We start from the raw sequence: 17,810 nt of genomic DNA, 5'->3' as shown, positions 1-17,810 counted from the left end.
ACGCTTCGCAATGCGGAACTGACGCCCTTTGTGTTAACCCGGCATAAGAGTGGCATGTGACACGGGGTTCGCACCTCATTTTGCTCGATATCGGGAAAAAGACTTGGCCATCACCCCTGCTGACACTCTGGGCTCCGCGACCGAAGGCGCACGCGCGAATCGCGCAGCGCTGGTCGAATCGCGCGCCTCGGCGGCGGAGACAGGGCGTACGGGCCGGGCTCGACGCGGCCCCTTGCGGCCGGACGTGTGGCTGAACACCCGGCAGCGGGCGGCGGCGCGGCGGCGCGTCTTCTACTTCCGCGGCGTCGACATCGTCGCATCGAGCTTCCTGTGCCTTGTGGCTATCGGCCGCATGAACGCCGGCGGGCTGGCGCAGGTCACCCTGTTCGAAGCCATGCCCATTCTGATCGGCGCGCTGATGACCCTGGGTCTGATGCGATCGCTGGGTCTGTATCGTTTTGACAATAGCCGGGCGCCTGTGCGCCATCTGGCCGGGGTCGCCGCCGTGGCGAGCCTGGGCGGCGCCTTCGCCTGCCTGCTGGCCCTGGCCCTGCCCAATGGCGAGACGCCGCTCGCCGAGTACGGCTGGTGGGCGATCGCTTCGGCAGTGCTGCTGACGGGACTGCACACCATCTGGCGCATGCTGGTGGCCCAATGGCGCAGCCGGGGCGACCTGACGCCCAACGTCGTCGTGGTCGGCGCCACCCGTCACGCAGAATCCCTGATCCGCGAGGCGCTGGACCGGCGCGACCTGAACATTCTGGGCGTCTTCGACGACCGCCTGGCCCGCACGCCCGACGCCCTGGCCGGCGTGCCGGTTCTGGGCGGCACCGACGCTCTGCTGGAACACAGGCTGACGCCCTATATCGACCGGGTCATCCTGGCCATCGATCCCAAGGCCGAGGCGCGCGTCCGCGCCCTAACGCATCGCCTTGAGGTTCTGCCCATTCCCCTGACCCTGCTGGTCGACCCCAAGGGCGCGGCCCAGCGGAACGAGGCGCTGGAGAAGCTGGCCTCCTCCTCCCTGCCCCTGCTGGGCGGCGCCGTGGACGGCGAACGGCGGGCGTTCAACAAGCGCATCCTGGACATCATCCTGTCGGCGCTGGCGCTGGTCGTGCTCAGCCCTGTGCTGTTCCTGATCGGCCTGGCCGTGCGGATAGACAGCAAGGGTCCGGCCCTGTTCCGCCAGCGCCGCCACGGCTTCAATCAGGAAGAGATCGTAGTGTGGAAGTTCCGCACCATGCGTCAGGAAGCCTCTGACGCCACCGCCAGCCGCCAGGTGACCGCCGGCGACGACCGGGTGACGAAGCTCGGCAAGTTCCTGCGCGCCACCAGTTTGGACGAACTGCCGCAGCTGGTGAACGTACTGCGCGGCGAGATGTCGCTGGTCGGGCCGCGCCCGCACGCCATCGGCATGAAGACCGGAGACGCCGAGTCAGCGCGTCTGGTCGCCGAATACGCCCACCGTCACCGCATCAAGCCCGGCATGACCGGCTGGGCCGCCATCAAGGGCTCGCGCGGGCCGCTGCATACGGCGGATGAAGTGCGTCGCCGGGTTCAGCTCGACATCGAATATATTGAGCGCCAGTCCTTCTGGCTCGATCTGTGGATCATCGCCGTGACCGTTCCTGTTCTGCTGGGCGACCGGATGGCCGTGCGCTGATGTTCTGGAGGGGGGTGTTCGGCTACCTGCCAGCCAATATCGTGCAGGGCGTGGTCGGGTTTCTGACCATCATCATCTTTACGCGTCTGCTGTCGCCCGAGGACTTCGGGCGCTATGCGCTGGCCTATGCGGTGCTGACGCTGGCCCATGTGGCGACGTTCAGCTGGCTGGAAGCCTCGATGGCCCGCTTCTGGGCGGCCCAGTCCGACGAAACGCAGATGGCCGGGCATTTCGCCAGCCTGTATCGCGCGGCCTTCCTGATCACCGCCGTTTTCGTGCCGGTGGCCGGGCTTCTGGTGTGGCTGTGGCCCATGCCGGACAGCTTCCGTCTGCCGCTGGCCGTGGCGCTGGCGGGGATTCCCGTGCGCTGCTTCCTGAAGCTGGCGCAGGAGCGGTTCCGCGCGGCGGGCGAGGTCGGCCCCGCCGCCGCCATCGACATCTGGAGCGCGGTCGCGGGCCTGGCCTTCGGCGTGGGTCTGGCCCTGCTGGGAATGGGCGCGGAAGCGCCGCTGGCGGGGATGTTGCTGGCGCCGCTGGTCGCCCTGCCCTTCGTCCTGCCCGCCGAACTACGCGAGGCGAAACGCGGACGGCTGGATCGTCAGCGACTGAAGTCCTACGCCGTCTACGGCTATCCGATCGCCGTGGGCCTGGGGCTGACCGTGGTGCTGGCCTCGACGGACCGCTTCCTGCTGGCCTTGTTCATGAACGAGGCGGCGGTCGGCGCCTATCACGCGGCCTACAGCATCGCCAACCGGACGCTGGACGTCATGTTCGTCTGGCTGGGGGCGGCCGGGGCGCCGGCGCTGGTCATGGCGCTGGAGCGCGGCGGACGCGAGGATCTTCAAGTGGCTGCCCGCGAACAGGCCTCGACCCTGGTGCTGATCGGCCTGCCCGCCGCCGTGGGCGTGGCCCTGGTCGCGCGGCCGCTGGCCGAGTTCATGATCGGCGAAGACCTGCGCACCGTCGCCGCCTCGGTCACGCCGTGGGTGGCGCTGGGCGCCTTCCTGTCGGGCATGACGACCTATTATTTCGGGCAGGCGTTCACGCTGGGTCGCCGCACCGGCTGGCTGCTGCTGGCCATGAGCATTCCGGCGGGCAGCAACATCATCCTGAATATCCTGCTGATCCCGCGCTTCGGCGTCATGGGCGCGGCCTGGGCGACGGCGATCAGCTTTGCGCTGGGCCTGATGGCCTCGATGCTGATCGGTCGGCGCATCCTGCCCCTGCCCGTGCCGTGGAACGCCCTGGTGCGCTGCGGCGCCGCCGCCGCCGTCATGGCGGGCGTCGTGATGATGCTGCCGCCGATCGGAGGCTTCCTTGAACTGATGCTGGACGCGGGCGTGGGCATGATCGTCTACGGCGTCGTGGCCTATGGCCTGAACGCCGCCGGGGTGCGCGACCTGAGCGTGCGGCTGAAAGCCTTCCTGCGCGCGCGGAGGCAGGCGGCATGAGTCACGCAATTCATCACGACAGCTCAGCATGGGCCGAAGCACGATCGATCCTGTCAGTGCTGATCCCCTTCCTGCGCGATGATCCGACCGACCTGTTGCAGCGCCTGGACGCCGAGGCGCAGGCCCTGGCCGGACAGGCCGAACTGATCGTGCTGGACGACGGCACCAATGACGCCGAACTGACCGCGCGCCTGAACGCCCTGATCGACCGCATGGCCCTGCCGGTTCGCCTGTTCAGCCTCAGCGCCAATCAGGGCCGTTCGGAAGGCCGCAACCGCCTGGCCCAGGCCGCGCGCGGTCAAACCTTCCTGTTCCTCGACAGCGACATGAGGCCCGACCATCCCGGCTTCCTGAAGACGTGGGTCGATCTGGCCCGCGACGCGCACCCGGCCGTGGCCTTCGGCGGCTTTTCCCTGTTGCAGGCCCCGCAGGACGCGCGCTTCGCCGTCCATCGCCATATGGCGGCCCGATCCGACTGCATCCCCGCCGCGCAACGCGCCGAACAGCCCGAGAAATACGTCTTCACCTCCAACCTGCTGGTCCGCCGTGACGTCTTCGATACGGAGACCTTCGATTCCGGCTTCAGCGGCTGGGGCTGGGAGGACGTCGAGTGGGCCATGCGCGTCTCGCGCCGGTTCGAGGTCGTCCATCTGGACAACCCCGCCACCCACATGGGTCTGGACACAGTCGAGGCCCTGGCCGCGAAATACGAACAGTCGGCGCCGAACTTCGCCCGCGTCGTGGCCCGCCATCCCGACTTCGTCTCGGCCTACCCCAGCTATCGCGTCGCCAAGGCGTTGAAGGCCGTGCCGGGACTGAAGGCGCTGCGCCCCCTGATCAAAGCCGCCGCCCGCGCGCCGATCCTGCCGACCGGCCTGCGAGCCTTCGCCCTGCGTCTGTATCGCGCGGCCCTCTATGCGGAGGCGATATGAGCGCGCCCGACGTCGCCGTCGTCATCCCCACCATGCGCCGTCTGGACAGCCTGACGCGCGCCCTGCGCTCGGTTTTCGCTCAGGAAAGCGTGGCGACGCGCCTGCGCGAGATCGTCGTCGTCGACAACGACCCCGAGGCCAGTTCGCGCGAAACGGTCGAGGCTCTGCGGCCCGAAGCACCTGTGCCGCTGATCTGGACCCATGCGCCACGCCCCGGCGTCGCCACCGCACGCAACACCGGACTGGCCGCCACCTCCGCGCCCCTGATCGCCTTCCTTGACGATGACGAGGCCGCATCAACCGGCTGGCTGGCCGCCCTGTTGAGCGCCCAGGCGACGACCGGCGCCGACGCCGTCTTCGGCCCCATTCGCGGGCGCGTGCCCGAGGGGACCGGCTGGACCACGCCCTATCTGGAGCGGTTCTTCGGTCGTGAGGGACCGGATCGGGACGGCGTGCTGGATCACGCCCACGGCTGCGGAAACTCTCTTCTGGTGCGGGCCACGGCCCTACCCGGCGACCAGCCTTTCCACGTCGGATCGGATCAGATCGGCGGCGAGGACGATGTGCTGTTCGCGGCCCTTCAGATGCGTGGGGGGCGTTTCGCCTGGGCCGCCGACGCCTGGGTGGACGAGTTCGCCCCGCCCCACCGCGCCACCCTGCGCTACGCCCTGACGCGCGCCTTCGCCTATGGCCAAGGGCCGAGCCAGACCGCCGCCGAAGCGAAGAACTGGCCCAGCGTCGCACGCTGGATGGCCGTCGGCGCGGCGCAGACGGCGGTCTGGGGCGCGGCGACGCTGGCCTTCAGCCTGATCCGTAACGCCAGACGCGCCGAGATGGCCGACCGCACGGCGCGGGGGCTGGGCAAGATCCTCTGGATGAAGGGCTTCGAGCCGCAGTTCTACGGCCAGCGCGAACTCGATCGACTGCAACGCGCAGCGGAGCGGACCTAGCCGATAAACCGCTTGAGCAAGGCGGGCGGCTTCCACTTGGCCCGGTTCATCACCACGCCGGCGATGCGTCCGCCCTGGGCGTCGATCTCGTCACGCAGGGCGACAGGTCCGGCCGCGTCGGTCGTCTCCGCCGCGACCACCAGGACAGTAGCGTCGGCCAGCGACGCCAGGGTCAGGATCATGTCGCTGCGATCCGCCGCCGGAGCGTCGATGACGACCGTGTCGGCGTGGGCGCGCAGGCGGGTCCAGTAGCGGGCGTCGTTGATCGCCTCGGCCCGTTGGCCGGCGCGCAGGATTTCATTGTGGAAACGCGTGACGTAAAGGCGCCCGCCCAGGCAGGTCTTGGCCGTCATCAGCCGTCCCGGCGCCACCGGCCGTCCTTCACGATCCCGCATCGACGGCGTCACGGCATAGAAGGCCGATCCATCCGGCGAAGCCTGAACCACCGGCCCCAGTCGCCCGAAGCGGTCCGGCTGCGCCGCCACCTGCTCCATCTGCGCCTGTTGCGTCAGGTCGCCATCGACCAGCCACGCCGGGCGACGGCCGCGCACGGCCGCCATGCGGGCGAACTCACGCGCGACGGTCGAGACGCCCTCGCCCGTCTGAGCGGCGGCGAACAGAATCACGCGGCCGCGATGAGCCGGCGCTGGTCCCAGCGCCGCCCACAGTCCGGCCATTTCCGTCGTTAGATCGACCATGCGAATCGTTACGTGCGCCCTTTGACCCAGCCTAGCACGAGCAAGGCTCAGGCGCTCTTGGCGGGGGCCACGGCCAGGACCGGAGCCTGAAGCGTGCGGCTGAGGGTCGTCGGCATGACGAAGCCGCGCTGCAGGAAGACCCGCAGCAGACCGACGCACAGGGCCGTGAAGCCGGCGAAGGCCAGAACCGCGACCATCAGGGGGAAGCGCAGGCTCTTGCCCTTCGACGGCGGCTGGGCGCGTTCGATGACGGTGACGTTGTCGGCGCCCGCCTTGACCAGTTCGTTGTCGGCGCGGCTCTGGGTCTCGCGTTGCTGGAACTCACGGATCGAGGCGGTCAGCACCTCGCGATTGCCGGCCAGCGTCGAATTGCGCGACTCCAGCTCGGTCAAGCGCGTCTGGCGCGAGCGCAGGTCGCCCAGCTGACGATCCAGCACCGCCAAACGGGCGCCCAGGGCGTCGCGTTCAGCCTGGGCGTTGATGCGGGTGGTCTCCAGCTCAACCCAGACCGGGTTCGGGCCGGTGCGGACTTCCTTGGCGCCGACGGCCGTGCCGGAACCGACATAGGCCTGAAGCTGGGCGATCTTGGAATCGATTTCACGTACCGGCTGGGCGTCGGGTTGATAGCGGGCCAGCAGGCTCTCGCGCTCGGTGCGCAACTGCAGGATCAGGTCCTGGGCCGAGACGTTCAGATCCTGATACAGGGCCACCTCGGCCGGAGTGCGCGCCAGCTGGGCCACCAGGGTCGTCAACCGCTGCGAGGCTTGCTGCAACTGGGCCTGGACGCCCATCCGCTCGGTGAAGACGGACTGATAGGTGTTGGCGACCGTGGACTTGGCCGTGGTGAAATCGCCGATGGCGTTGGTGCGCAGGAACTCTTCATAGGCGCGGTCGGCGTCGGCCAGTTCCTGCTCGAACGTCTGGCGCTGGGTGCGAATGGCCGAGGTCGCGCGGTCCTGGAACACCTCGCGCCGATAGGTCAGATACTGATCAATCACCGTGTTCAACACGCGCGCCGACAGGGCCGGATCGCCGCTCTTGTAGCTCAGACCCACGACCGGGCTGAGCGGCGTGACTTCGACGCCCAGGCCCGACGCCACCGAGCGGATGGCGGCCGCTTCCTGACGCGCCGGGCTTTCGGTCGAGGGCACGCCGCCCTGGAAGCTCTCGACGCCCAGGGCGCGCACCACGCGGCGCTTGACCTCAAGGCTGTTCAGGATCGCGGCCTCGGACTGAGCCACCTCGCTGGCCGAGGGCGGCATGGCGCGTTCGCCCATGCCCACGCGCGGTTGATAGACGTATTCCTGACCCACGCCCACGAACAGGCTGGCGCCCGCCGTGTAGGTCTTCTTCATCGTCATGACGACGGCCGCGCCGATGGCGGCGATCACCAGGAAGATCACGATCATCAGCAGCAGTTCGCGGAACAGCAGGGCCACGACGTCGACGACGCCGTAACGGGGACGAGCTGCTGCGAGGGAGGAACGCATGAAGATCGAATTTCTCGGTCAATGACTGTTGTGCGCCACACTGAGGGTCACGCGTTAACCACGCGTTACCTATAAGCCGTCAGCTTTGCCGAAGACGAAATTTCTCCGCCTGGACCGTCCCCGACCATGGAATTTGATCGCCGCCTCATCCTCATGGCGCTGGCCGCCGGACTGGCCGGATGCGCCAGCGGCGCCCCTGCGGGCGGCGCCCGGCCGCGCCCGACCGTGGTCGACGACTTCCCGCCTGGCCTGCCTTTCGCCGACTGGACCGAGGTCGAGCCGGAGTATCGGCTCTATCCCGGCGACGACATCGAGGTCGCCCTGCCGACCGCGTCGGAGCTGACGCGCCAGTTGAAGATCGCGCCGGACGGCCGGGTGTCGCTGCCGCTGCTGGGCCACGTCATGGCGGCGGACCGCAGCCTGTCCGAACTGGAGGCCGACATCTCCCACGGCTACGCCCCTCACCTGCTGCGACCCGAGGTCGAGGTGACGCTGCGCCAGGCCGGCCCGCTGAAGGTCTGGATCGACGGCGAAGTGCGTAATCCCGGCATGTTCGACATGCCCGGCGACATCGACGCCTATCAGGCCGTCATCATGGCCGGCGGCGTGCTGCCGTCCGCCAGATCCTCGCGCTGCGCCCTGATTCGGCGCGGCCCCGGCGACGTCCGCATGATGAAGGTGATCGACCTGAGCGCGCCCCGCGCCGAAATCACGCCGATGCGGCGCGGCGACATCATTTTTGTGCCGCGCTCGACGCTGGGTGAACTGGCCGCCTTCTTCACCCAGTTCCGCGCCGCCCTGCCGATCGGCTTCTCCTACGCCATCAACGGCGGCTACGCCTCGACCTGACGGTCGTTGGAGCGCTTGCCATTCTAACGAGCGTCGAGCCCGATATGTCCACCCTGCCGACCTTGACGACCGATCAAGCCTATCAGGCGATGAGAGCTTTTCTTGAAGCCTATTGGGAGCGCGGCGGACGTCCCGACAGTCAGCTCACCGACCTCTTGTCTGGGATGCAAGGCGGAGCCGGCGAGACCGCCGATCCAGCCATGTGGGCCGACTGGCTCGACGCCATCGGCGCTGTAACGGGTTTTCGACTGCCGGATTTATGAGGCAAGAGCTACAGCTCTCTCGAGCAGTCGCATGCTGACGGTCATATCCATGCGATACGACGCCTCCGCCTGAAGGAGGCTAAACCGTGGTCGGGGCGAGAGGATTCGAACCTCCGACCCTCTGGTCCCAAACCAGATGCGCTACCAGGCTGCGCCACACCCCGGACCGACGGAGCGCTCTCATGACACGAGCCGACGGCCTCCGCAACGGATGAGGCGGCCTATTATCGCTCAAGGGCGAAAGAAGGGGTGTTTAACCTGGTCGCCGGGCTGAGCGCCGATCTCATCCGCCCGTCCGGCCCGCAATTCGAGCACGCCATTGGCCGCGCCGTTCGAGGGAATCGGCGCATCAGAGTTGGGGGTCGCGTGCTTGGCGATCGAAATGATTCGCCCACGCGGGTCGATGTAGATGATGTCCAGCGAGTTGGGCGTGTTGCGCATCCAGAAGCTCTGTTCGCCCGCCACGGGGAACTGGAACAGCATCCCCCGGTCGTCAGGAAGCGGCGGGCGGTACATCAGGCCGCGCTGCCGCCTTTCATCGTCGTCGGCGATCTCGACCATGAACCTGTGCTCGCCCGAGGCCGTGACGATCGCCAACGGCTCCAGCGGGCGGCCGGTCGCATCCAGCGGCCCCTTCTGCGCGCAGGCCGCCGTTGCAGCGGCCGCGGAAAGGGCCAGGATCAAAAGGATGCGCCGGCTGTAATCCATGTCTTCGTCCTTCTATCGGACGAAGATCACCCGCCCGGTCTGATATCGGCCACGACCAGCCCCTTGGGGCCTTCCGCGAAACGCACGTTCACCGGGTCGCCCGGCAGCAGGTCGTCCAGACCGCAGCGACGCAATGTCTCGACGTGGACGAAGATATCGCCCGCCTGACCGTCGCGCACGACGAATCCATAACCCTTGGTGCGATTGAACCATTTGACGACGGCGGCTTCCAGCGGCCCCTCGGGCGCGCCTTCCGTCCAGGCATGGGCCGAACTGCGCACCGGCTCACGTCGAACCAACGCGGCGCTGGCTTCCAGCTCGACGATATTGACCACCTGCCAGCCCTTGGCCCGCTTGGCGCACTCGCAAACGATAGATGCGCCCTCGCCCGCCAACTCATGACCTGCGTCGCGCAGGCTGGTGACGTGCAGCAACACGTCCCTCTCTTCGGTCAACTCCGGCTGGTCCGGTACGATGAAGCCGTACCCCTTGCCGGCATCGAACCATTTGACCCTTCCGACGACCTTTACGGTCTCAATCGGCTCCATCACGTCACTACTCGCCACCTTGAACCCCCGCCCGCAACACTACGGGTCAGCTACACTAACACGGTTCTTTTAACTCGGACAGACAAGTTGCCCTTTTTGCGCCATATTGTCGACAAGCAAATGTCGCGCACGCGAAAAGGCCGCGCGAAGGCGGTCGACGAAGAAAACAACGATGGCGGGGGAAAGGGTTATTCGCTCCGCGTGGCAGTCCCTAGGGGAATCGAACCCCTCTTTTCAGGTTGAAAACCTGACGTCCTAACCGATAGACGAAGGGACCGCTGCGCGGAGGAGCGGCCTGATAGCCGTCCCTTTTCGGCGATGCAAGAGGGCGTCGCGCGCTTTTGCAAAAAAACGACAGACGCGCCGTTTCGATGCTGGATCCTGGGCGCCGCAGCCATACAGGCGCGCGAAATCGCCAAGGGAAACGCATTCGAATGTCGGGAGAGATAAACTCCGCGTGGCAGTCCCTAGGGGAGTCGAACCCCTCTTTTCAGGTTGAAAACCTGACGTCCTAACCGATAGACGAAGGGACCGCTGCGCGGAGGACCGTGTAGATAGCCGCCGATTCCGCTTATGGCAAGCGCGCCGAGACGGATTTGTGCGACTTTTTCAAAGACCTGCGTCGTTTCACGGCCAAGGCTGACGGTTTCAGGCCATGCGCGGGTCGGCGACGTCCTCAATCTCGAACTGGACCCCGCGGCGACCGTTCCAATCGTCGGCCCTGAGCCGCCCGACCACATTCAATCCGCCCTGCCCCGCCAGCAGCGCCTTGCCCGTCGGCAGGTCGGCGCAACGCCAGGCGATGGCCCGCACCGAGGCGCCGTCCGGACCGACCAGGCGACACCGCACATGGCCGCCGTTCATGGCGGCCGGCTCGCGCGCCTGAACGCCCTCCAGCGCGAACAGAGGCTCCGGGTTGGCCGGACCATAGGGGGCCAGTTGCTCGAACGCCTCGAACAGGTCACGGGTGGCGGCGCGCGGATCAATCAGGGCGTCGACCTCGACCCAGTCCTGGGCCACGGCTTCGACGCGCTCGGCCGACAGGCGTTCGTTGAGGAAGGCGCGCAACTCGTCGATGCGATCGGCCGCCACCGTCAGCCCCGCCGCCATGGCGTGGCCGCCGCCCGCGATCAGCAGGCCCTCGTTCCATGCGGCCTGCACCGCCCGACCCAGGTTCATGCCAGGCTGCGACCGGCCCGACCCCTTGCCTACGCCGTTGATGGCGTCGACGCCGATGACGATGACCGGCTTTCTCCAGCGTTCGCGCAGGCGTCCGGCGACGATGCCGACGACGCCGGGGTGCCAGTCCTCGCCGCTGACGACCACGACGGCGCTGTCGTCAGAGTGGGCGCCGGTCGCCTCGACGCGGCGGACGGCCTGTTCCGTGACCTCGGCCTCGACCTCGCGCCGGGCGATGTTCAAGGCGTCCAGTTCTTGAGCCAACACCCGCGCCTCGTCAGGGTCGTCGGTGGACAGCAGGCGCGCGCCAAGGTCCGACTTGCCGATGCGGCCGCCTGCATTGATGCGTGGTCCCAGGATGAAGCCCGCGTGATTGGTCTTGGCCGGCCCCGGTTCGGCGCCCGCCGCCGCCAGCAGGGCGCGCAAGCCCGGATTGCGCCAGTGCGACATGACCCCCAGCCCCAGGCTGGTCAGGGCGCGGTTGAAGCCGGTCAGGCCCGTCACGTCGCAGATGGCCCCCATGGCGGCCAGGTCCAGCCACTGGCGGATGTCCGGCTCGGCCTTGCCCTCGAACAGGCCGCGACCGCGCGCCTCGCGGTTCAGGGCGGCCAGCAGGACGAAGACCACGCCCGCCGCCGCCAGATTGCCCTGTCCCGAGCCGCAGCCGGGCCGGTTCGGATTGACCACGGCCAGACAGGCCGGCGGCTCTTCGCGCATCATGTGATGGTCGATGACCACGACCTTCAGACCGATGGCCGCCGCATGGGCCACCGCCTCATTGGCCGCCGCCCCGCAATCGACAGTGATGACCAGATCGGCGCCCCGCGCCTTCAGCGTGTCGAAGGCCCGCGCGCTGGGGCCGTAACCCTCGGTCAGGCGGTCAGGGACATAGATGGGCAGGTCCGCGCCCAGGGTGCGGAACCAACGCACCAGCAGGGCCGCGCTGGACGCCCCGTCCACGTCGTAGTCGGCGAAGACGTGGATGCTGGCCTGGGCCTGAAGCGCATCGACGATGGCGGCGGCGGCGGCGTCCATATCCATGAAGCTGGACGGATTGGGAAACAGCGCCTTCAGCGTCGGCTTCAGGAAGTCGGCGCCCTGCTCGCCCGCCACGCCGCGTGACGCCAGCGCCCGCGCCAGCGGCTCGTCCAGACCCAGCGCCTGCATATGGGCGCGGGTCGTCGCCGTCTCGGCCGGACGCTGTCGCCAGGCTCGCCCGGACAGGGAGCGGCTGACGCCGAGGAAGGCCGGCGAAGCGGCGCCGTCCGCCATCAGGAGGCTCGGCCGGTGATGGAAAAGGCGGCTGGAATGATGCGGGCCATGACGGACCTTCGGGACAAGAGCGGACGACGGCCTTTCGGCGCCCTGAGGATCGCGGGATTCGAGCCGGGACGCGACGTTCGCCCGCCTCACGACCTTAAGGCCGGGCTGCGCCTGTTGCGGTCACAGACCTCAGCGACGCGGGCGGTCGATCGGCGGCGGGGCCTTGGCGCGACGACGCAGTTCCTCGGCGTAGGCCTCGACCTGTTCAGCGGTGCGCAGGGTCTGGGGCGACATCTGGCTGGCGTCCACGCGACGGTTGACCTGCGCGACGAAGGCGGCCGGATCGGTGTTCAGCGTCCAGTCGATGCGCGCCGTCTCGGCGGTCAGGGCGGCGTTGCGGCTTTCCAGACGACCGACATTGGCGGCGATCTCGGCCGGAGCGGGCAAGGGCGAGCTGCTGCGCGGAAAATCGGCCCAGCGCGGATACTGGCGATTCTCATCGACCAACTGCTGCACCCTGGGCGCCAGAGGCGATGTAGGGTCGGTCTTAGGCTCGAAGGCGCTGACGCAGCCGCCCAAAACCAAGGCCGAGCCCAGGGCCATGCCCCAAGCCGCCGTCCATCCCGTCTTTTTCAGCACAATCGCGTTCATTTCGGTCACTGACATATGCCATCATCGCGTCGGGAGGAAGGCGCGCAAATTTGCTCGTCCCCATCGGAGGTTCGCCATGGCCAAGCGCCCGACCAAGGCTTCGTCCCCAGATGCGCCCGACGGCGCGCCCGAAAAGACAGCCGCCCCGCGCAAGGCCGGACGCCCGACCTCGGCCAAGCCGCGCGTGAGAAAAGCCGCCGCCCCGGTTGAAAAGCCCGAACCAGCGCCCGCCGCGCCCCCAGCGCCCGAGGCCGAAGCCGCCTCTCCCGCGCCCGACTTCATGGCCTTCAGCGCCGAACAGCGTCAGCAGCTGGAGACGCTGTCCCTGAACCTGGCCAAGGCGGCGATGATGGCCCAGACGGCGGTGGCCGAAGCGGCCCTGTCACAGGCCGACCGCCCCGCCGCCCTATCGCCCGACCCGTTCAATGTCGGCCCGGCCATGTCCTCGGTCATGGCCAGCCTGGCCGCCCGCCCCGAAAAGCTGTTCCAGGCCCAGGCCGACCTGTTCGGCCGCTATATGGAGTTGTGGTCGACCACGACCCGCCGGGCGATGGGCGAGACGGTCGACAACCCCGCCCCGTCCGACAAGCGGTTCCGCGACCCGGCCTGGTCCGAAAACCCCATGTTCGACATGATGCGCCAGTCCTATCTGGCCACCTCGGACTGGATGAACAGCCTGGTCTCCAGCGTCGAGGACGTGGACCCGCGCGTGAAGCGCCGGGCCGAGTTCTTCACCCGCCTGCTGACCGACGCCTTCTCGCCCGCCAACTTCCTGGCGTCGAACCCCGTGGCGCTGAAGGCCCTGGCAGAGACGAGCGGCGAATCCCTGGTGCGCGGGATGCAGAACTTCGCCGCCGATCTGGAGCGCGGCGCCGGGTCGCTGAAGATCAGTCAGGCCGACTATGGCCGCTTCGTCCTGGGCGAGAACGTCGCCACGGCGCCGGGCCAGGTCGTCTGGCGCGACGAACTGTTCGAGCTGATCCAGTACGACGCCGCGACCGATCAGCAGCACGCCATTCCGTTGCTGATCTTCCCGCCGTGGATCAACAAATTCTACATCATGGACCTGCAGCCGGCGAACTCCCTGATCCGCTGGCTGAGCGCGCAGGGCTTCACCGTCTTCGTCTGCTCATGGGTCAACCCGGACCGCGACAAGGCGGAGTTCGGCCTCGACGATTACATGAAGAAGGGCGTCTATCGCGCCGTCGAGAAGACGCTGGAGCAGACCGGCCAGGCGCATGTGAACACCGTCGGCTACTGCATCGGCGGCACCATGCTGGGCGCCAGCCTGGCGCACATGGCGGCCAAGGGGGATGACCGTGTCGCCTCGGCCACCTTCTTCGCCGCCCAGCACGACTTCGCCGAGGCAGGCGACCTGCTGCTGTTCACCGACGAGCACTGGCTGGCCGAGATCGAGCGCATGATGGACGAGGCGGGCGGCGTCCTGCCCGGCACGGCGATGGCCGATACCTTCAACGCCCTGAGGGCCAACGACCTGATCTGGTCCTTCTTCGTGTCCAACTATCTGATGGGCAAGGCGCCGCCCGCCTTCGATCTGCTGTCGTGGAACGCCGACCAGACGCGGATGCCCAAGCGGCTGCACCTGCAATACCTGCGCCTGATGTACGGCCAGAACGCCCTGTCGAAGGGCGAGCTGGAGATCGACGGCGAGCGCATCGACCTGTCGAAGGTCCGCATCCCCCTCTATTTCCAGGCCAGCCGCGAGGACCACATCGCGCCGATGAACTCGGTCTATCGCTCGGCCCGGCTATTCGGCGGGCCGGTCACCTATACCCTGGCGGGATCAGGCCATATCGCCGGGGTCATCAACCCGCCGTCGGCCAACAAGTATCAGCACTGGGTCAACGCCGCCCTTCCCGAAACGCTTCAGGAATGGCAAGCGGAGGCGGAACAGCATCCCGGAAGCTGGTGGTCGCACTGGGCCGACTGGCTGGGCGCGAAGTCCGGCGAGAAGATCGTCGCGCGCGATCCCAAGACCGGGACATTGAAGCCCATCGAACCGGCGCCCGGCGCCTATGTGAAAGTGAAGTCTTGAAGCGTATCGAGCCCAACCTGCTGCTGGCGATCGCCACAGCCATTCCGCTGATCCTGCTGATCGCCACGGCCACCTTGTTCGGCATGCCGGGGCAGTTGGTGAAGTATGTGATGATCGCGCTGATCGTGCCTGCGGCTTTCGTGCCGCTGAACGGCTTGATGGCGAAGCGAATGGGCATGCGCCGCCCGCCGATGATCCACCCCGACGCCGCCTCGACCGCCGTCTGGGCCAGCCTGTTTCCGGCGCTGATCATCCTGGCGGCGGGCGTGCCGCTGATCTTCCCCGGCCACGACTACGGCCTGCTGCTCATCATCGCCGCCGTCTTCTTCGGCGGAACGGTGGAGTCGGCCGTCAAGGCCGCGCGGGCGCGCTGATCGCGCGCCCTGACCGGCTTCACTTGAGGCCGGTCGTCTCGTCCAGTCCCAGCATGATGTTGAGGTTCTGGACCGCCGCGCCCGAGGCGCCCTTGCCCAGGTTGTCCAGCAGAGCGACCAGACGCGCCTGCTCCCCGCCGCGATCGCCAAAGACGTGCAGACGCATCCGATTGGTGCCGTTCAGGCCCTCGGGCTCGATGCCGGTCATGGCTTCGGTTTCGTCGATCTCGGCCACCTCGACGAAACGCTGGCTTTCATAGGCTTCGACCAGGGCGCCATGCAGCCGCTCGACCGACGGCGTCTCCGGCAGGGCCGACAGGTGCAACGGGACCTCGACCAGCATCCCCTGGCGATAGTTCCCCACGGCCGGCGAGAACAGCACCGAACGCGACAGCCCCGCGTGCTTCGTCATTTCCGGCACATGCTTGTGCTTCAACGTCAGGCCGTAGGAGCGGAAGGCGGTCGAAGCGCCCTCGGCTTCAAACTCGGCGATCATGGCCTTGCCGCCGCCGGAATAGCCGGACACCGCATTGATCGTGACGGGCCAGTCGGCCGGGACCAGTCCCGCCCTCACCAGCGGCCGCATCAGGCCGATGAAGCCGGTCGGATAGCAACCGGGGTTCGACACCCGCGTCGAGGCGGTGATGGCCGCGCGCTGGGCCGCGTCCATCTCGGCGAAGCCATAGGTCCAGCCGTCCGCTGTGCGATAGGCGGTCGAGGCGTCGATGACCCGCACCGCCGGATTCTCGATCATCGACACGGCTTCAATGGCCGCGTCGTCAGGCAGGCACAGGATGACCGCATCGGCGCTGTTCAACGCCTCGCGCCGCGCCCCGACATCGCGACGACGGTCGCCCAGCAGCATCAGCTCCAGATCGCCGCGCGCCTCCAGACGCTCGCGGATCTCCAGCCCCGTGGTCCCGGCCTCGCCGTCGATGAAGATGGTGTGGGTCATGCGCATCTCCTACCCTTCTCCCCTTGTGGGAGAAGGTGGCCCTTCAGGGCCGAATGAGGGGTCGCACGGACCCCGAGAATTCAGCAGATTTGAGACGCTAGCTCAAATCGTTGGGTCGAGATCAGACGGCGCTTCTCTCCCGCGCCACTTGTCGCGCCTCAGTCAAAAGATCGCGTATCCGACGCTCGCCATCGGCATTCACAGGCAAGTCGATGTTCGCTGCGGCAACACGGATCGCTTCAAGTGCAGGATCTGCAATATCCACCGAAATGAAGTCGTCCCAATCATAAGGGCCGCCACGATTTTCGAGAAAGTTCGACAAGCAGGAGACAACGTCTTCCGGCGTCCGCTGCACTTTCCCAAAAAAAACACGCGCCATCTTTTTCATCCAAGAAATCTGCATTGCGCGCCTCAAAAGAAAAAGGCGCCTCGGGTTTCCCCGAAGCGCCCTTTGTATTCCCAGTCGCGGTTGCGACTTAGCGCTTCGAGAACTGGAAGCTGCGGCGAGCCTTGGCGCGGCCGTACTTCTTACGCTCAACGACGCGGCTGTCGCGGGTCAGGAAGCCGTGCGGCTTCAGAACCTTGCGCAGTTCCGGCTCGTAGTGGGTCAGGGCGTGCGACAGGCCGTGGCGGATGGCGCCGGCCTGGCCCGACAGGCCCGAACCTTCAACGGTGCAGATCACGTCGTATTGCGTGGCGCGGTCCGAGACGTTCAGCGGCTGGGCGACCATCATCTGCAGCACGGGACGGGCGAAATAGGCAGCCACGTCCTTGCCGTTGACGGTGATCTTGCCGGTGCCGCGCTTCACCCACACGCGGGCGATGGCGTTCTTGCGCTTGCCGGTCGAGTACGAACGGCCCAGGGCGTCGATCTTCGGCTCGCGGACGATTTCCTCGGCAGCAGCGGTGCCCAGGCCCTTCAGGGCGTCAAAGCCGGCGGCGGTGTCTTGAGTCACGTCGGTCATGCTCAGGCGCTCCGGGTGTTCTTGGACGACATCGACTTGAAGTCGATGGTCGTGGGCTGTTGGGCTTCGTGTTCGTGAGCCGCGCCGGCGAACAGGCGCAGGTGGGTCATCTGCTTGCGAGCCAGCGGCGACTCCTTGGGCAGCATGCGCTCAACGGCCTTCTCGAGCACGCGCTCGGGGAAACGACCGCCCAGAACCTTCTCCGGGGTGGTTTCCTTGATGCCGCCGGGGTGGCCGGTGTGGCGATAGTAGACCTTGTCGGTGGTCTTCTTGCCGGTGAACACCACCTTGTCGACGTTGGTGACGACGACGTAGTCGCCGCAGTCAACGTGCGGGGTGTAGGTCGGCAGGTGCTTGCCGCGCAGGCGGTTGGCGATGAAGGTCGCGAGGCGGCCCACGACGACGCCTTCGGCGTCGATGTGGATCCACTTCTTCTCGACCTCGGCCGGCTTCAGCGAAGCCGTGGTGCTCTTCAGCATGATGAGGGTCCTGGAAGACGAAAAACGCGGCCCGAACCAGATGGATCGGGCGAAGGCCGGGGTGATAGAGGCTCGCGCGCCGAAGGTCAATGTCGGTTATGGTAACGATTTTGATCTATATAATTGATTTTATTAGATATTTTAAATGCGGTATTAAAATACCCGCCCCCTCTTCCTTCTCCCCTTGAGGGAGAAGGTGGCTGCCGGAGGCAGACGGATGAGGGGTGTGAGCGCCTCGTCTGCCGAAGAATCTAGCGGAGGGAAATCGCTGTATGTCGCGTCAACACCCCTCATCCGGCCCTGACGGTCCACCTTCTCCCTCAAGGGGAGAAGGAA

General features: G+C 67.2%; 19 protein-coding genes and 3 tRNA genes. 8 read left to right on the top strand and 14 right to left on the bottom strand.

The features are described from left to right. Positions 1–103 precede the first annotated feature (103 nt). Genes FM111_RS00990 through FM111_RS00975 form a run of 4 tightly spaced genes read left to right on the top strand, consistent with a single transcriptional unit; the run spans position 104 to position 4,996 of the window. Entirely contained in the window at positions 104–1,663 is a 1,560-nt protein-coding gene (locus FM111_RS00990; protein WP_256968033.1) for an exopolysaccharide biosynthesis polyprenyl glycosylphosphotransferase, read from the top strand. Next, positions 1,663–3,114: a lipopolysaccharide biosynthesis protein gene (locus tag FM111_RS00985; protein WP_087138874.1), complete on the top strand. Its 1,452-nt coding sequence runs from the start codon at positions 1,663–1,665 to the stop codon at positions 3,112–3,114. Before FM111_RS00990 ends, FM111_RS00985 begins: the two co-directional genes overlap by 1 nt. After that, a complete protein-coding gene (locus FM111_RS00980) occupies positions 3,111–4,046 on the top strand; it encodes a glycosyltransferase family 2 protein (protein ID WP_087138873.1) in 936 nt (311 codons plus the stop codon). Before FM111_RS00985 ends, FM111_RS00980 begins: the two co-directional genes overlap by 4 nt. After that, positions 4,043–4,996: a glycosyltransferase family 2 protein gene (locus tag FM111_RS00975; protein WP_087138872.1), complete on the top strand. Its 954-nt coding sequence runs from the start codon at positions 4,043–4,045 to the stop codon at positions 4,994–4,996. Before FM111_RS00980 ends, FM111_RS00975 begins: the two co-directional genes overlap by 4 nt. Here FM111_RS00975 and FM111_RS00970 read toward each other — a convergent pair. Then, a complete protein-coding gene (locus FM111_RS00970; RefSeq protein ID WP_087138871.1) occupies positions 4,993–5,694 on the bottom strand; it encodes a hfsB in 702 nt (233 codons plus the stop codon). The genes FM111_RS00975 and FM111_RS00970 overlap by 4 nt on opposite strands. Positions 5,695–5,741: 47 nt before the next feature. Further along, complete coding sequence (locus tag FM111_RS00965; RefSeq protein ID WP_087138870.1) at positions 5,742–7,184, bottom strand: GumC family protein; 1,443 nt, start codon at positions 7,182–7,184, stop codon at positions 5,742–5,744. 126 nt (positions 7,185–7,310) lie between these two features. Between FM111_RS00965 and FM111_RS00960 the strand changes: the two genes are divergently transcribed. Next, positions 7,311–8,033, top strand: a complete 723-nt coding sequence (locus FM111_RS00960) for a polysaccharide biosynthesis/export family protein (protein ID WP_087138869.1) — start codon at positions 7,311–7,313, stop codon at positions 8,031–8,033. A 44-nt stretch (positions 8,034–8,077) separates the two neighbouring features. Continuing rightward, positions 8,078–8,296 carry a hypothetical protein gene (locus FM111_RS00955; protein ID WP_087138868.1) on the top strand — a complete coding sequence of 73 codons (219 nt, stop codon included), beginning with the start codon at positions 8,078–8,080 and terminating at the stop codon, positions 8,294–8,296. A gap of 87 nt (positions 8,297–8,383) precedes the next feature. Here the strand turns inward: FM111_RS00955 and FM111_RS00950 are convergent. The 7 genes from FM111_RS00950 to FM111_RS00920 form a co-directional block, all read right to left on the bottom strand. Then, a tRNA-Pro gene (locus FM111_RS00950) sits at positions 8,384–8,460 on the bottom strand. A gap of 67 nt (positions 8,461–8,527) precedes the next feature. Beyond that, positions 8,528–9,004, bottom strand: coding sequence for a DUF192 domain-containing protein (locus FM111_RS00945; RefSeq protein ID WP_087138867.1), 477 nt, complete (start codon positions 9,002–9,004; stop codon positions 8,528–8,530). A 26-nt stretch (positions 9,005–9,030) separates the two neighbouring features. Beyond that, positions 9,031–9,552, bottom strand: a complete 522-nt coding sequence (locus FM111_RS00940) for a cold-shock protein (protein WP_087138866.1) — start codon at positions 9,550–9,552, stop codon at positions 9,031–9,033. Between the two features lie 202 nt (positions 9,553–9,754). Continuing rightward, a tRNA-Glu gene (locus FM111_RS00935) sits at positions 9,755–9,829 on the bottom strand. Positions 9,830–10,010: 181 nt separating this feature from the next. Then, a tRNA-Glu gene (locus FM111_RS00930) sits at positions 10,011–10,085 on the bottom strand. Between the two features lie 115 nt (positions 10,086–10,200). Next, the gene (gene recJ / locus FM111_RS00925; RefSeq protein ID WP_087138865.1) at positions 10,201–12,003 is read right to left on the bottom strand and encodes a single-stranded-DNA-specific exonuclease RecJ; all 1,803 of its coding nucleotides are present in this window, start codon (positions 12,001–12,003) and stop codon (positions 10,201–10,203) included. Positions 12,004–12,183: 180 nt separating this feature from the next. Further along, positions 12,184–12,645: a hypothetical protein gene (locus FM111_RS00920; protein WP_256968032.1), complete on the bottom strand. Its 462-nt coding sequence runs from the start codon at positions 12,643–12,645 to the stop codon at positions 12,184–12,186. Positions 12,646–12,721: 76 nt separating this feature from the next. On the opposite strand from FM111_RS00920, the gene phaC reads away from it, so the two are divergent. Then, a complete protein-coding gene (gene phaC / locus FM111_RS00915; protein WP_087138863.1) occupies positions 12,722–14,701 on the top strand; it encodes a class I poly(R)-hydroxyalkanoic acid synthase in 1,980 nt (659 codons plus the stop codon). Next, a complete protein-coding gene (locus tag FM111_RS00910; RefSeq protein WP_087138862.1) occupies positions 14,698–15,075 on the top strand; it encodes a hypothetical protein in 378 nt (125 codons plus the stop codon). Before phaC ends, FM111_RS00910 begins: the two co-directional genes overlap by 4 nt. A gap of 19 nt (positions 15,076–15,094) precedes the next feature. Here FM111_RS00910 and argC read toward each other — a convergent pair whose 3' ends face one another. The 5 genes from argC to FM111_RS16440 all read right to left on the bottom strand — a co-directional run. Beyond that, positions 15,095–16,030, bottom strand: a complete 936-nt coding sequence (argC, locus tag FM111_RS00905) for an N-acetyl-gamma-glutamyl-phosphate reductase (RefSeq protein ID WP_087138924.1) — start codon at positions 16,028–16,030, stop codon at positions 15,095–15,097. A gap of 121 nt (positions 16,031–16,151) precedes the next feature. Next, positions 16,152–16,433: a hypothetical protein gene (locus tag FM111_RS16090; RefSeq protein ID WP_143276013.1), complete on the bottom strand. Its 282-nt coding sequence runs from the start codon at positions 16,431–16,433 to the stop codon at positions 16,152–16,154. A 73-nt stretch (positions 16,434–16,506) separates the two neighbouring features. Beyond that, entirely contained in the window at positions 16,507–16,995 is a 489-nt protein-coding gene (gene rpsI, locus FM111_RS00900; protein ID WP_087138861.1) for a 30S ribosomal protein S9, read from the bottom strand. A 2-nt stretch (positions 16,996–16,997) separates the two neighbouring features. Continuing rightward, positions 16,998–17,471, bottom strand: a complete 474-nt coding sequence (gene rplM / locus FM111_RS00895; protein ID WP_172575532.1) for a 50S ribosomal protein L13 — start codon at positions 17,469–17,471, stop codon at positions 16,998–17,000. A gap of 156 nt (positions 17,472–17,627) precedes the next feature. Next, on the bottom strand, positions 17,628–17,810 hold a 183-nt coding region (locus FM111_RS16440), incomplete at its 5' end, for a hypothetical protein (protein WP_218779149.1).

Origin of the sequence: Brevundimonas diminuta 3F5N, assembly GCF_900163625.1 — a bacterium.
Lineage (GTDB): Bacteria > Pseudomonadota > Alphaproteobacteria > Caulobacterales > Caulobacteraceae > Brevundimonas > Brevundimonas diminuta_A.
Note: the sequence above shows the minus strand (reverse complement) of the source record. Positions and strands in the feature narration are given on the sequence as shown.